Source organism: Maribacter orientalis, assembly GCF_900109345.1.
Taxonomy (GTDB): domain Bacteria; phylum Bacteroidota; class Bacteroidia; order Flavobacteriales; family Flavobacteriaceae; genus Maribacter; species Maribacter orientalis.
The window spans coordinates 412,938-426,721 of sequence record NZ_FNZN01000002.1 but is presented as its reverse complement, the minus strand read 5'-3'; the positions used below and the strand labels follow the sequence as shown (position 1 = coordinate 426,721).

Below are 13,784 nucleotides of genomic sequence, written 5' to 3'. Positions count from 1 at the left end.
TTATGGTTTTCACAGCATTTTAAAACCCAGCAATTATATTTTCTATTCTAATTCAGTTATTTTTGAACTCTGGTAACAACCTAAGATTATATGAGCGAAGCAAGACACAATTGGTCAAAAGAGGAAATTCTAGAAATATATAATAAGCCTTTAATGGAGCTTCTTTATGAAGCTGCAACGGTGCATAGAAAAAACCATGACCCAAATACGGTTCAGGTTTCTACTTTGCTTTCTATTAAAACAGGGGGTTGTCCTGAAGATTGTGGGTATTGCCCTCAAGCAGCTCGTTATCATACAGATATTGAAGGAAACGATCTAATGGCAGTTTCTCAAGTTAAGGCTCAAGCCTTACGAGCGAAAGCCTCTGGAAGCTCAAGAGTTTGTATGGGTGCCGCTTGGAGAAATGTAAAAGATGGCCCTGAGTTCGACCAAGTTTTAGAAATGGTTAGAACTATTAATAAATTAGATATGGAGGTATGTTGCACGTTGGGCATGATTACCGAAAATCAGGCAAAGCGATTGGCAGAAGCTGGTTTATACGCTTACAACCATAATCTAGATACGTCTGAAGATTATTATAAGGACGTAATTTCTACACGTGCATTCGAGGATCGTTTAGATACAATAAAGAACGTTCGTAAAAGTAATGTAACGGTCTGTAGCGGTGGTATTATTGGTATGGGTGAGGCTTTAGAAGATAGAGCAGGCATGTTAGTTGCTTTAACCTCTTTGAATCCACAACCTGAATCAGTTCCTATTAATGCGCTAGTGGCAGTTGAAGGCACACCAATGGAGGATATCGAACCAGTTTCTATATGGGATATGATACGTATGGTAGCTACCACAAGAATTGTAATGCCAGAAACCCAAGTACGTTTATCTGCAGGACGTACAGAAATGAGTAGAGAAGGTCAGGCTATGTGTTTCTTCGCTGGTGCCAATTCAATTTTTGCAGGTGATAAATTATTGACTACACCAAACCCTGATGTCAATGAAGACATGGCAATGTTTAAAATGTTAGGCTTAAATCCGCAAAAACCATTTACAAAAGTATCTCAGCCGAAAACAGTGGAAGCAACAGATTCGCAATTACAGGCAATGGGTGAGAAGCCAAAATGGTCTAGACCAGGTCATTCCATTGAACGTAATGAAACTGCGAAGCAAAAAGCTAAAATTATCAAATAGGTCCACATTAATACATTTTTAAGAAATTATATTCTTAGGGTTAATTACCTTTGGTTTCCCTAAAAAACCAAGTTTAATTGAATTTAGCAGATATCCCTAGAGTAAGTTATATTACTAAGGACGATTTTATTGAGCACTACTTTAAGCCCCAAAAACCAGTTGTTTTGGAAAGGGCTATTGAAGATTGGCCTGCTTTTGATAAGTGGAATCTTGATTATATGAAAAAGATTGCAGGTGATAAAATTGTGCCTTTGTACGATAATAGACCTGTGCAGCATAAAGATGGTTTTAATGAGCCACATGCCAAGATGAAGATGGCAGATTATGTGGATTTGTTAAAAAATGAGCCTACTAAATATCGAATTTTTCTTTGGAATATCTTGAAAGAGGTGCCTGTATTACAAAAAGATTACACCTTTCCTGATTTTGGTTTAAAGCTTTTGAAAGGATTGCCCATGTTGTTTTTTGGTGGAAAGGATTCGTACACTTTTATGCATTACGATATTGATTTGGCCAATATATTTCACTTTCATTTTGATGGCGAAAAGGAGGTTGTGCTCTTTCCGCAATCGGAAACAAAAAATCTCTATAAAGTTCCACATTCATTAATTACTCATGAAAGTATTGATTTTTCAAACCCAGATTACGAAAAGTGGCCTATTTTAGAAAGAGCTTCTGGTTATAAAACTACCTTATCACATGGCGAAGTGTTGTATATGCCAGAAGGTTATTGGCATTATATGAAGTATAATTCTCCTGGGTTTTCTATGAGTCTTCGAGCTATGGCTCGTAATCCGAAAAATTTAGCGAAAGCTTCTTATAATATTCTGATAATGCGGTATTACGATGTATTGATGAGAAAACTTAAAGGGCAAGACTGGATAGATTGGAAGAATAAAAAGGCCATTTCCAGAACGAATAAAAGCCTTGAAACTTTGGTCGAAAAATAAATTTTTATTTTATGAGTTCTTGTAATTTCTCATATACTAAGTGACTCTCCCATCCTCTATACAATAGATAATCAGCAAGTTTTTTTCTCCTTTTTTGAATATTAGACTCAGATATTTGCCTTAATCTTTTTATAGCTAAAATATCTAATGTGTTTAAATAATCTTGAGGGTCTATTTCTTTTAAAGCAGTAGTTATGTTGTATTTAGAAATATTTCTAAATTTTAATTCGTTGACAATTCTATTCTTTCCCCACTTTTTAATATTGAATTTTCCTCTTGCAAAACTCTTGGCAAAACGTTCTTCGTTTAAAAACCTATCTTCAATAAGCTGAGCTATAATGGTGTCAATAGCTAGCGGAATCATACCCATTTCTTTCAGTTTGCTATTAACCTCTTTATGGCAACGATCTTGATAGGCGCAATAACTCTCTATTTTTTTTGTGGCTTCTTGAATGGTGTAGCCTTTAGTTTTTGGAGTTGTCAAAAGTTTATTGATTATAATTGAGAAGAAATGTTAGGTAAATTTACCATAACTTATCTAAAAGTAGAAATTTTGTAATATTTTGAATAATTATGAGTTTTGTTAATACATTTTAAGTAAAATATTAAAGATGAGAAAATTGTTGTTAGTAGTATTAGTTTTTTCGATGTTAACTGCTTGCGAAGAAGATATAATAGTTAATGAGATAGAGCTAAAGGATATTACAAGCAACATGTTAATAAATAATCCTATTATATATGAGCCAACGGATGTCAATATCACTATTGAAAATAATAGTGGGGCAATAGAATCTATAGTAGTTTATTTTGATGATGAAATACTTTTAAACTTAGAGAATAATTCTAGTGTCAACTTCAATTTTAATCCGGAACTATACCCAACTGGATCAGCAAATATTAAGATTGAAATAATCGAAAAATCTGGTGGTGTTATTTCAAAAGATTATCCAATTACAATTCATAGAAAGTTATTAGATGTTGAATTAGATAACTACTTTTTTCGCAAAGGAAATAATGATTTTATGATTTTTGCATCGGCATATGATGGTTCATTGTTAGCTACAAGAAGGATTGATTCTACTCCAATATCGTTTGTTTTATCTACTGAAGTAGATATAGATTTAGAAACACCTTATATGTTCACTATTGCCTCAAGAAACGAATTCGTAGATATAGAATATGCAAATTTGTACTCTATAATGGATGTAACCAGGTCAGGTTTTAATGAATTTAGACCAAAATCTCCACGAAGAAGAGAGTATTTTAAACTATATGAATTAAAAACTATAGGTTTTTCGGAGGATGTAATAATATCAGGGTCAATTAACCCAGGGTATTCCACAGGTTACGATTTTTTGGATTTTTCTTTTTCTTTTATCAAATATGAATATTTAAACCAGGATAATACTATAGATAATTATTATATCAACGCTTATAATCGAAATACTAGGCAAGTAAGTCATATGTGGATTAACGATGATACTTTAACAAACAATCAAGAATTAAATGCTAACGAATTATCTACTGAAGACCAGTTTGAAGGTTTTGTAGATGTAACTTATTCTGATGGATTAGAGAATGGGCATACTCGAAATCTTCAAATAAAAGGATACCAAAATGAAAATGAATTTAATAATAATGATTATCATGAAATTTGGCGTAGTGGTCATAACACGACGCAATCTCCTGATATGTATATTCAGCCTATAGAAGATTATGTATTAAATACTTCATTTTATAAATATTCACATTTCTTACATTTAGAGGATTATATAACAAATAGAATTGGGATACCTCTTGAAAAATATAATATACCAAATTGGGATTTAGATTTTCAAATTATTGATAGGCAAATAAATTTAACAGTCAATGGAAGTGGTCATAACGTAGGTAAATTATTAATTTCTTCTGGAAATTCGTCTGATGAAATCCCTACTGTAGAAGGAAGAAAGAGCTATTATTCTTGGAACATTAATTTTGATAGTAATGAAACATCAATGATTACACTTCCTGAAGTGCCTCAAGAAATTAAAAATTGGAGTTTTGGAAAATTTTATAATTCTTCGAATCTAAATGTTAAATGGTTTAGAGTAGAGAGGTATGAAAATATAGAAGATTATGATAGTTATTTAAATCAAATTATAAGAGAGAATAAAATTCTATTTCAAGTAAGCCCTTTGTTTGAAGCAAAATTTATATCTAATGACAAGTATAATGATTTTATGTTCGATTCAGATACATTTTTTGATTAACAATTCAAAAAAATCCCCAATAACCTAAAACAAAAAAAAGCGACTCCGTTAGGAAGTCGCTTTTTTTACTTAATATATTGTTTTACCGTCTTTGTTTTTAAAACAGTATTCAAGATACGTATACGCATCACGTGGTTGTATTTTGACCCATCTTTTGTATTCTAAGAACCATTTTGTTCTCAATGATGGAAATCCTTTAGTGATATAGGCTGCTATAAAAGGATGTATATTTAGTGTTATACTGTTATCCTTTGCTGGCCCTTTAAGGAGTTTTTCAAGATCCACTGTAATTTTGTCTATTAAAACAATAGGTGCTTCGACCTCTTTTCCTGCATTATTAGGGTCCTCTTCTGTTGTTTTAATATTCATTTCAGGGCGTACCCTTTGTCGGGTAATCTGAATCAAACCAAATTTACTTGGGGGTAGTATTTTGTGTTTGGCGCGATCGTCTTTCATCTCATCCCTTAGATGTTCAAAAAGCCTTTTTCTATGTTGTGGTTTTACCATGTCGATAAAATCTACTACAATGATGCCTCCCATATCACGTAGGCGTAATTGCCTTGCAATTTCTGATGCCGCTAACAAATTTACTTCTAGTGCAGTATCTTCTTGGTTTTTGGCTTTATTGGATCTATTGCCACTATTAACATCTACCACATGAAGTGCTTCGGTATGCTCTATAATTAAATAGGCTCCTTTGCTCATGGTAGCGGTACGGCCAAAAGACGTTTTTATTTGTCTTTCTATCCCAAATTTTTCAAAAATAGGTACGTTGGAGTCGTAGTGTTTGACGATACTCTCCTTGTCTGGCGCAATTTCGGCCACGTAGTCCTTAACTTCATTATATAAGGTGATGTCATCTACATGAATACCTGTATAGCTATCGTTAAATACATCTCTTAAAATAGATGATGCCCTATTGAGTTCTACAAATACTTTTGATGGTGTTTGAGCACGATATAATTTTTTACACATTGCTGACCATTTGTTCAGCAAGTTTTCTAGATCTTTGTCCAGCTCCGCAACTTTTTGCCCTTCTGCAACTGTTCTGATAATTACACCAAATCCTTTTGGTTTAATACTCCTAACTAGTCTTTTTAACCTGTCTTTCTCTTCCTTGCTCTCTATCTTTTGAGAAACGGATACACGGTCTGAGAAAGGAACCATAACCAAAAAACGTCCAGCAATTGATAGCTCAGAGCTAATTCTTGGTCCTTTAGTAGATATAGGTTCTTTTACAATTTGAACCAATAAAGATTGGTTTGCTTTTATGACATCGGTTATTACACCGTTTTTATCAATATCGGTTTCAACCGGAAAGTTTTTTAAGGAATAATCCTTTAATTTTCCTGAACTCACTTGTTTTATGAACTTGAGCATAGAAGATAATTGAGGACCAAGGTCATGGTAATGCAAAAATGCATCTTTTTCATAGCCAACGTTAACAAACGCAGCATTGAGACCGGTCACCGGTTTTCTGATTTTGGCGAGAAAAATATCACCTACAGAAAAATCATTACTACTTTCTTCTTTATGCAGTTCAGTGAGTTTTCCGTCCTTTAATAAGGCAAAGTCAACGGCTTGGGAACTAGATCTTACGATTAATTCTCTATTCACCTGAATATATTTTTAGTCGTTCCAACAAATTGTAAGGAACGAACTGATTAAACAAATACCATAGACAGATACGAACGTATCTGCCGAAATCCAATATATATGGATCTCTATGTCAATGAACGTAAAAAGAAAAAGTAGTTATAAAACTACTTTTTCTTGTGTCGGTTAGCTCTTCTACGCTTCTTGCGCTTGTGTGTAGCTACCTTATGTCTTTTTCTTTTCTTACCGCTTGGCATAAAGTTCTTTTTTTAAGATTAATTATTTTACGTGTACGTTGCTCTTAACTCCTTCTACAAAAACCTTTGCAGGTTTAAATGCTGGAATGTTGTGAGCGGGTATTTTAATGGTTGTATTTTTGGAAATATTTCTACCGGTCTTTTCGGCTCTAGTTTTAATAATAAAACTGCCAAAACCTCTAAGGTAAACATTGTCACCACTTTCCAATGATGTTTTTACCTCTTCCATAAAGGATTCAACTGTAGCTTGTACATCTCCTTTTTCAATTCCCAGCTTATCTGAGATTTTCGATACAATTTCCGCTTTCGTCATCTTTCAATATTAGATTTTCTGTATGTTTTTTCGGGTTGCAAATATATAAATTAAATTCAATCTTTCTTTCTAATGGGTTAATTTTAAGTGTATAAACTGCTACTTTTATCACTTAGCATTAAAGAGCATGTCGTTTTCGGGTAAAATTTTAGATTGGTATCATCAAAATAAGCGTTCATTGCCATGGCGCAAATCCATAAATCCATACAAAATATGGTTATCAGAAATCATTCTACAACAGACTCGTGTTACCCAAGGTACACCATATTACTTAAGGTTTGTTGAGAAATTCCCAACGGTACATCATATGGCTAATGCTAGTGAAGAAGAAGTTTTAAAACTTTGGCAAGGTTTAGGCTATTATTCTAGAGCTAGAAATTTACATGCTACGTCAAAAATAGTTGTTAACCAATATAATGGTAATTTCCCAAATACCTATAAAGAGCTATTAAAGTTGAAAGGCGTGGGTGATTATACGGCAAGTGCCATATCTTCTATATGTTATAATGAGCCCCAAGCAGTAGTAGATGGTAATGTATACAGAGTTCTGTCTAGGTATTATGGAGTTGATATCCCAATTAATAGTACTGAAGGCGTGAAGTATTTTAAGTCATTGGCTGAAAAAGTTATGGATATCAATGATATTAGAGATTATAATCAAGGTATAATGGAGTTTGGTGCTATTCAATGCTCACCAAAGAAACCACTTTGTTTACACTGTCCTTTAAATGAAAGTTGTGTAGCACTGCAAAAGGGGATTGTAGATCGATTACCAGTTAAGCTGAAAAAGACAAAGGTGAGGAATCGGTACTTTAATTATCTTATACCTATATATAAGGATGCCAATGGGAATCAATTTACAAATCTTCAACAGAGAAAAGGAAAGGGTATTTGGCAGAATTTATGGGAGTTTCCGTTATTGGAATCTAATTCTATATTAGATATAGAAGATGTAGATAATAGGTATAAGGAAGTATTGGATGGTATTGGCGAAGTTGAATTAATAGAATTTAATGAGGTTGCCATTATTCATAAGTTATCACATCAGCATTTACATACTAAATTCTGGATATTAAATACGGGGATTCAAATTCCAAACCAAATTTCCTTTGAAAAAATTAAAGAATTTCCTGTACCTGTTTTAATAGCAGATTTTATAAAAGCGTTTAAATTTTAGTACTTTTGATTTTTATATCTTTAAGTTATGAGTGGTACATTAAATAAGGTAATGTTGATTGGACATTTAGGTGATGAGGTGAAAATGCATTATTTTGAAGGAGGTGGCAGTATTGGTAGATTTCCTATTGCCACAAATGAAACATATACCAATAAATCTACTGGTGAGCGTGTTACAAATACCGACTGGCATAATATTGTCGTTAGAAACAAAGCTGCAGAAATTTGCGAAAAATACTTGAGTAAAGGTGATAAAGTATATGTTGAAGGAAGGCTGAAAAATCGTCAATGGCAAGGTGAAGATGGTAATACAAGGTATAGTACAGAAGTACATGTAACAGAATTTACCTTTTTGACCACCAAGAAAGAGGCTGGGGGAAATGATAGTAGTACAGTTTCTAATTCTCCAAAAGCAAGCAATGACAACGGTAAGCCAGCGAAGTCCCCGGCACCATTAAGTCCAGAGGCTGAAGATGATCTTCCCTTTTAATAATAAATAACAGAATCTATTGGACTTAGACCCCTTTTCGTTTTTAGTAACTTTATTGGCTGTAAACGGGGTGTTTACAATTAATATAATCGTGCTATGTGTATTACTCGCTTGCTCGGCACTCGTTTCTGGTGCTGAAGTGGCAATGTTCGGTCTTTCGCCAACCGAAATTAAAGAGTTGCAAGATGAAAAATCGGCAAAAAGTGCAATTCTTATTAAGTTGCTTGAGCGCCCAAAAAAACTACTGGCCACCATATTAATTGCCAATAATGCCATTAATATTGGTATTGTTCTATTGTTTAGTATAATTGGTGACACACTTTTTAAAAATGTAAATCAAGTATTATTTGGGTTAGTATCAGTTCGCTTTTTGCTTGAAGTAGTTGTAGCGACATTTCTAATTTTAATGTTTGGTGAAATTCTACCTAAGGTCTATGCGAATAGAAATAGAATGAGTTTTTCGCATTTAATGGCATTTCCATTACGTGTATTAGATTTTGTTTTTTCGCCATTAAGTTTACCCATGCGTTCAGGAACATTGTTTTTATACAACAAACTAGGTAAACAGAAATCAAATTTAAGCATAGACCATTTGTCTCAAGCACTAGATTTGACTTCTCATGGCGATACGACTAAGGAAGAGAAGAAAATTCTAGAAGGTATAGTGACCTTTGGTAATACGGACACGAAACAGGTGATGCGCCCTCGAATCGATATTTTTGCCCTTAATGAGCAAATGAAGTTTCTAGAAGTAATAGGTGAAATAAAGAAAAACGGCTATTCTCGTATTCCCGTATTTGGTGAAAATATAGACACTGTAAAAGGGGTGTTGTATGTAAAGGATTTGTTGCCCTATTTAGATAGAAAGACGTTTAATTGGATGACGTTGATACGTGAGCCGTACTTTGTTCCTGAGAATAAGAAGCTAGATGATTTGTTGGCAGAGTTTCAGGAAAAGAAAAATCATTTGGCAATTGTGGTCGATGAATATGGTGGTACTTCAGGGTTGGTTACATTAGAAGATATTATTGAGGAAATAGTTGGTGATATTAGCGATGAATTTGATGATGAGGATTTGATTTTTTCTAAATTGGATGATTTTAATTACGTTTTCGAAGGCAAAACCCCACTTAAAGATTTTTACCGTGTCATAAAATTAGAGGACAGCGATATCTTTGAAGAAAACAAAGGAGAATCGGAAACCCTTGCAGGATTTGTTTTAGAGAAAGCAGGTAGTTTTCCAAAACGAGGTGAAAAGATATTATTTGAGTCTTATACTTTTATGGTTGAGGGTATGGATAAAAAAAGATTGAAACAAATAAAAGTAACCCTTCCCCATGAAGCTTAAATCGTTAGTTGGTATTTTGTGTGTGGTTCTTTTTGTCATGAGCTGTCAAGACGAGCCAATTCCTAAACCAAAAGCTAAAATGCGCTTAGAGTATCCGCAGGGAAAATTGGCAGATTTAGAAACCGAAAATTTTAGTTTTAAATATAATCAGCTGGCAGCGGCTAAGTTGAATGGAGATAAGGCGTACACCATTTCGTATCCAGATATGAAGGGCGCTATTTTTCTTAGCTATAAGAAAGTAGATAATAATTTGGAACAACTAATCAACGATTCAAAACGACTAAGTTACGAGCATGCTGTAAAAGCAGATAATATTGTAGAGCAACCTTATGTAAACCCTGATGAGAAAATATACGGGGCTTTATTTGAAGTTCAGGGCAATGCAGCTTCACAGTCACAGTTTTTTGTGACTGATAGTATCAATCATTTTCTTACGGGCTCGGTTTATTTTTATACAAAACCTAATTATGATTCCATACTTCCGGCGGCATCATATCTTCAGAATGATATTAGGGGAATTATAGAAACCCTTAGGTGGAAAAACTAATTGTATACTATAATGACAAAAGAGAATCTTTTAAACTGTCATAAGCGAATTCGGCCATTTATTCATAATACCGCAGTGCTTACTTCTAGATTAATAGACAGGGAAATAAATGCAAATCTCTTTTTTAAATGTGAGAATTTTCAAAGGGCAGGTGCTTATAAAATGCGAGGTGCTACCAATGCAATTTTGCAATTATCGGAGAAACAGAAGAAAAACGGAGTGGTAACACATTCATCTGGTAATTTTGCCCAAGCATTGTCTTTGGCAGCACAAAGTGTAGGTGTAACTGCTTATATAGTAATGCCTAATACGGCGCCAGAAGTAAAAAAAGTAGGTGTAAAGGAGTATGGTGGCAAGATTTATGAGTGCGAGCCTACAGTGAAAGCTAGGCAAGCTTTGGCTGATGAAATCGCTTTAAAAACAGGAGCAACGTTTATTCATCCCTCTAACGATGAGAATGTAATACTAGGCCAAGGTACTGCTGCTTTAGAGTTGTTAAAAGAACATCCTGATTTAGATTTTATTTTTTGTCCTGTTGGTGGTGGGGGACTTATAGCAGGCTCGGCTTTAGCCGCAAAATATTTTGGGGATAGTTGTAAAGTATATGGAGCAGAGCCTTTTGAGGCAGATGATGCTTATCGTTCTTTATTGAGTGGAAAAATTGAAGGTAATGAAACTGTGAATACCATTGCAGATGGGCTCAAAACTACATTAGGGGATATAAATTTCCCAATTATAAAGGAGTTGGTAAATGGTATAATCAGGGTTGATGAAGTTGAAATTGTTGCAGCAATGAAACTTGTTTGGGAACGAATGAAAATTATCATTGAACCATCTAGCGCAGTAACTGTTGCAGCAGTTATCAGACAATCTAAAGAGAACCCAGAGGCGCTAAAAAATAGAAATGTGGGGATTATTATTTCTGGTGGAAATGTCGATTTATCTAATCTTCCTTTTTAATTCTCTAAGTTCTCCTAGAATTGTTTATTGCTTTTTTAAAATTTCTTCAGCACGTTGAATGCTAGCGTTGATATCCTCTTTCACCTTTTTAACTTTCTCTTCTTCTTCTTTTAGCCATTGCTCTTTTTCTTCAGAAAGTTCTTTACCGTTCATTATTTCTTCAGAGTCAAAACGATTACCAAAACCTTGCATCCAATCCATCATAGATTTATTTGCTTGTTGTAAATCTTTCATCGCTTTTGCTTCTATAGACTCTGCGCCAAGTGAATCTGCCATAGGTTTTAATTGCCCTACTAGTTTACCTAAAGTTCCCATTTTTGGCATTACTTCATCATGAATGTCCATAACTTGTTCCATTCGTGTAGGTTCATCCACTTTTTTAGAATCCTTGCAAGAGATTGCACTTAGTAGACCGGCGATAGTAAGTAGTGTAAATAATTTTTTCATTTTAATTTTTTTCTTTAATGGTTACTGAATTTATAGTATACACGTAATCCTTTACTTTGGTGCTTGTTATTTTAGATTTCAAATCTTCAATAGAAACTAGATTTGGGTCGAATACAATAATTCCTTTTTTATCTTTAAAACTAACTTCTGCTGAGATAACACCTTGCGTCTCATTTAGGTTCGAAGCTATTTTATCTGCACAGCCTTCTTGACAGGCCATACCATCAATTTCTATAGTAACCATTGTAGATAAGGTCGGTTCAATTATGGTAACAGTATTAGAAGTGTCTTGAGCTACCAAAATATTTGCTGTTAAACAGAACATAATAATGTTTAGAAGTAAATAGTTGATTTTCATTTTAACATTTTATGGTTAATAAAAAGTAATACATAAAAAGATGCTTTTGTAAAGATAGCAAATATCGAAAATGCATACCGTAAACTATTTTTAAAATAAGAACTTAGACCAATCATTATCTTAGAAAAAAAGCCACTTTTGCTTAAAATTTAAGGAGTTGAAGAATATTGATCAAAAGTGGGTTTACCTTATTGTTCTTTCAATGATATGGGGTTCATCTTTTATTCTGATTAAAAAATCATTGTTGGGCTTTACACCTATGCAAGTTGGGGGGCTACGTATTTTATTTGCTTCCCTTTTACTTTTTTTAATAGGCTTTAAGTCATTGAAAACTCTAGAAAAAGCCGATTGGAAATGGGTGGTTGTTGCTGGTCTGTGTAGTTCATTTTTTCCTCCATTTTTCTTTGCTTTAGCGCAAACGGAAATAAGTAGTGGCATTACATCGATTTTAAATTCTGTTGCGCCATTGTTCACCACTTTGGTCGGAATTGCTCTTTTTGGACTGGCATTAAAAGTGAGGCAGATTCTAGGTGTGTTTATCGGTCTTTTAGGAACTGTCGTGCTTATCGCTGCAGGAATGGATAATAATGTCAATCAAAACTATTGGTATTCGTTTTTTATCATTTTTTCTGCTTTGGGCTATGCCTTTAATATCAACATCATTAAAAAACACTTATCACATTTAAGTCCATTGGCGGTAACGACTGCAAGTTTTGGAGTAGCTTTTTTTCCGGCTTTAATTTTGCTTATATATTCAGGGGTTTTCAGTCATTTTGTAGATAGTGCTGCTATGCAGCAAGCAGTTTGGTATCTGTTGGCATTGGCATTATTGGGTACCGCATTGGCGAACATATTATTTAATAAGCTTATCAAGCTTTCTAGTCCGGTTTTTGCAGCGTCCGTAACATACTTAATACCTCTTGTAGCGGTATTATGGGGCTTTTTAGATGGTGAACGAATTTCAATGGTTCAGTTATTAGGCGGACTGATTATTTTGTTTGGTGTATGGCTTGTAAATCGCAAAAAACAATAATTAGTGCGGGTTAAATCAAAAACAACTGTAACAAATAAAATATAGTATTGTCTTTTAACAGAAGTAATTAGATTAAAAACTAGAACTCATGAAAAAATTAATTTTTACTGCTTTAACCTTGGTATTCATTATAGGCGGAATTCAAGCTCAAGAAAAAACATATACCGTTAAATCATTTGATAAGTTAATTGTAAGTCCGCATATTGAAGTAAACCTTGTTGAAGGTGATGAAGAAAGCGTTGTAATCGATAATGCAAAAGTTTCATTAGATAAAATAAACGTAGAAGTAGAGGGTAGAACCTTACGATTGTACTTAGATGGTGCTAAAATGGTAACAAAATCTGAGCGTATATCTAGTAATCAATGGCGAGGCAGTAAGCCATTATATAAGGGTACCATGGCATCAGTTACCGTAACCTATAGAAAGCTTGAGAATTTATCTATAAGAGGCGAAGAGATAGTAAGATGTAAAAACCTATTTACTGCCGATGATTTTAAAATGTCCTTGTATGGTGAAGCCAAAGTTTATTTTGACTCGGTTTCTATAGATGAAATGACCGTTGCAATATATGGTAGCAGTTATTTGGAAATTGGTGATGGCACGGTATCACGTCAAGTGTTTAGAGCATATGGAGAAAGTGAAGTAAATACCGAAGGTATGGTTGCTGACGAAACTAAAATCACTGCCTACGGTGAAAGCAATTTTAGGGTGAATGTTGTGGACAGATTAAAGGTTACATGCTATGGTGAAACCAATGTAAATTATTCAGGCAACCCAGCTGTAGATAAAGGATTAATTTTTGGCGAAGCGAGAATAAGAAAGATAGGATAGGGATTTAGCCTTTAAAGAGAAACAAAAAACCCGCTATTTA

General features: G+C 33.9%; 15 protein-coding genes. 10 read left to right on the top strand and 5 right to left on the bottom strand.

The annotated features are described in order from the left end of the window. Positions 1–90 precede the first annotated feature (90 nt). A complete protein-coding gene (gene bioB, locus BMY56_RS05510; protein WP_091620994.1) occupies positions 91–1,185 on the top strand; it encodes a biotin synthase BioB in 1,095 nt (364 codons plus the stop codon). Between the two features lie 77 nt (positions 1,186–1,262). Continuing rightward, positions 1,263–2,135: a cupin-like domain-containing protein gene (locus BMY56_RS05505; RefSeq protein ID WP_091620991.1), complete on the top strand. Its 873-nt coding sequence runs from the start codon at positions 1,263–1,265 to the stop codon at positions 2,133–2,135. 4 nt (positions 2,136–2,139) lie between these two features. Here BMY56_RS05505 and BMY56_RS05500 read toward each other — a convergent pair whose 3' ends face one another. Beyond that, entirely contained in the window at positions 2,140–2,619 is a 480-nt protein-coding gene (locus BMY56_RS05500) for a regulatory protein RecX (protein WP_245737144.1), read from the bottom strand. Between the two features lie 127 nt (positions 2,620–2,746). Between BMY56_RS05500 and BMY56_RS05495 the strand changes: the two genes are divergently transcribed. After that, a complete protein-coding gene (locus tag BMY56_RS05495; protein WP_091620989.1) occupies positions 2,747–4,387 on the top strand; it encodes a hypothetical protein in 1,641 nt (546 codons plus the stop codon). 69 nt (positions 4,388–4,456) lie between these two features. Here BMY56_RS05495 and BMY56_RS05490 read toward each other — a convergent pair whose 3' ends face one another. Next, entirely contained in the window at positions 4,457–6,004 is a 1,548-nt protein-coding gene (locus tag BMY56_RS05490; protein WP_091620986.1) for an Rne/Rng family ribonuclease, read from the bottom strand. Positions 6,005–6,262: 258 nt separating this feature from the next. Continuing rightward, positions 6,263–6,553, bottom strand: coding sequence for an HU family DNA-binding protein (locus tag BMY56_RS05485; RefSeq protein WP_027065813.1), 291 nt, complete (start codon positions 6,551–6,553; stop codon positions 6,263–6,265). A 127-nt stretch (positions 6,554–6,680) separates the two neighbouring features. On the opposite strand from BMY56_RS05485, the gene mutY reads away from it, so the two are divergent. The 5 genes from mutY to BMY56_RS05460 are packed head-to-tail and all read left to right on the top strand — an operon-like array spanning position 6,681 to position 11,074. Beyond that, positions 6,681–7,730 (top strand): A/G-specific adenine glycosylase, encoded by a 1,050-nt coding sequence (mutY, locus tag BMY56_RS05480; protein WP_091620983.1) that lies wholly within the window; start codon positions 6,681–6,683, stop codon positions 7,728–7,730. Positions 7,731–7,757: 27 nt separating this feature from the next. Further along, positions 7,758–8,219 (top strand): single-stranded DNA-binding protein, encoded by a 462-nt coding sequence (locus tag BMY56_RS05475; RefSeq protein WP_091620981.1) that lies wholly within the window; start codon positions 7,758–7,760, stop codon positions 8,217–8,219. Positions 8,220–8,238: 19 nt separating this feature from the next. Continuing rightward, entirely contained in the window at positions 8,239–9,567 is a 1,329-nt protein-coding gene (locus tag BMY56_RS05470; protein WP_091620979.1) for a gliding motility-associated protein GldE, read from the top strand. Continuing rightward, the gene (gldD, locus tag BMY56_RS05465; RefSeq protein ID WP_091620977.1) at positions 9,557–10,114 is read left to right on the top strand and encodes a gliding motility lipoprotein GldD; all 558 of its coding nucleotides are present in this window, start codon (positions 9,557–9,559) and stop codon (positions 10,112–10,114) included. The genes BMY56_RS05470 and gldD overlap by 11 nt, the downstream gene beginning before the upstream one ends. Before the next feature lie 12 nt (positions 10,115–10,126). After that, positions 10,127–11,074 carry a pyridoxal-phosphate dependent enzyme gene (locus tag BMY56_RS05460; RefSeq protein WP_091620974.1) on the top strand — a complete coding sequence of 316 codons (948 nt, stop codon included), beginning with the start codon at positions 10,127–10,129 and terminating at the stop codon, positions 11,072–11,074. A gap of 24 nt (positions 11,075–11,098) precedes the next feature. On the opposite strand, the gene BMY56_RS05455 is transcribed toward BMY56_RS05460, so the two are convergent. After that, a complete protein-coding gene (locus BMY56_RS05455) occupies positions 11,099–11,521 on the bottom strand; it encodes a hypothetical protein (RefSeq protein ID WP_091620971.1) in 423 nt (140 codons plus the stop codon). A gap of 1 nt (position 11,522) precedes the next feature. Next, complete coding sequence (locus BMY56_RS05450; RefSeq protein ID WP_091620968.1) at positions 11,523–11,879, bottom strand: heavy-metal-associated domain-containing protein; 357 nt, start codon at positions 11,877–11,879, stop codon at positions 11,523–11,525. Positions 11,880–12,036: 157 nt separating this feature from the next. On the opposite strand from BMY56_RS05450, the gene BMY56_RS05445 reads away from it, so the two are divergent. Both BMY56_RS05445 and BMY56_RS05440 read left to right on the top strand, forming a co-directional pair. Further along, the gene (locus BMY56_RS05445; protein WP_091620965.1) at positions 12,037–12,912 is read left to right on the top strand and encodes a DMT family transporter; all 876 of its coding nucleotides are present in this window, start codon (positions 12,037–12,039) and stop codon (positions 12,910–12,912) included. Between the two features lie 88 nt (positions 12,913–13,000). Beyond that, positions 13,001–13,744: a head GIN domain-containing protein gene (locus BMY56_RS05440; protein ID WP_091620962.1), complete on the top strand. Its 744-nt coding sequence runs from the start codon at positions 13,001–13,003 to the stop codon at positions 13,742–13,744. The last annotated feature ends 40 nt before the right edge of the window (positions 13,745–13,784 follow it).

Coding starts and splice junctions, on each gene's coding strand:
- bioB (WP_091620994.1), top strand. CDS start 91: ATGAGCGAAGCAAGACACAATTGGTCAAAAGAGGAAATTCTAGAAATA.
- BMY56_RS05495 (WP_091620989.1), top strand. CDS start 2,747: ATGAGAAAATTGTTGTTAGTAGTATTAGTTTTTTCGATGTTAACTGCT.
- BMY56_RS05485 (WP_027065813.1), bottom strand. CDS start 6,553: ATGACGAAAGCGGAAATTGTATCGAAAATCTCAGATAAGCTGGGAATT.
- mutY (WP_091620983.1), top strand. CDS start 6,681: ATGTCGTTTTCGGGTAAAATTTTAGATTGGTATCATCAAAATAAGCGT.
- BMY56_RS05475 (WP_091620981.1), top strand. CDS start 7,758: ATGAGTGGTACATTAAATAAGGTAATGTTGATTGGACATTTAGGTGAT.
- gldD (WP_091620977.1), top strand. CDS start 9,557: ATGAAGCTTAAATCGTTAGTTGGTATTTTGTGTGTGGTTCTTTTTGTC.
- BMY56_RS05460 (WP_091620974.1), top strand. CDS start 10,127: ATGACAAAAGAGAATCTTTTAAACTGTCATAAGCGAATTCGGCCATTT.
- BMY56_RS05455 (WP_091620971.1), bottom strand. CDS start 11,521: ATGAAAAAATTATTTACACTACTTACTATCGCCGGTCTACTAAGTGCA.
- BMY56_RS05450 (WP_091620968.1), bottom strand. CDS start 11,879: ATGAAAATCAACTATTTACTTCTAAACATTATTATGTTCTGTTTAACA.
- BMY56_RS05440 (WP_091620962.1), top strand. CDS start 13,001: ATGAAAAAATTAATTTTTACTGCTTTAACCTTGGTATTCATTATAGGC.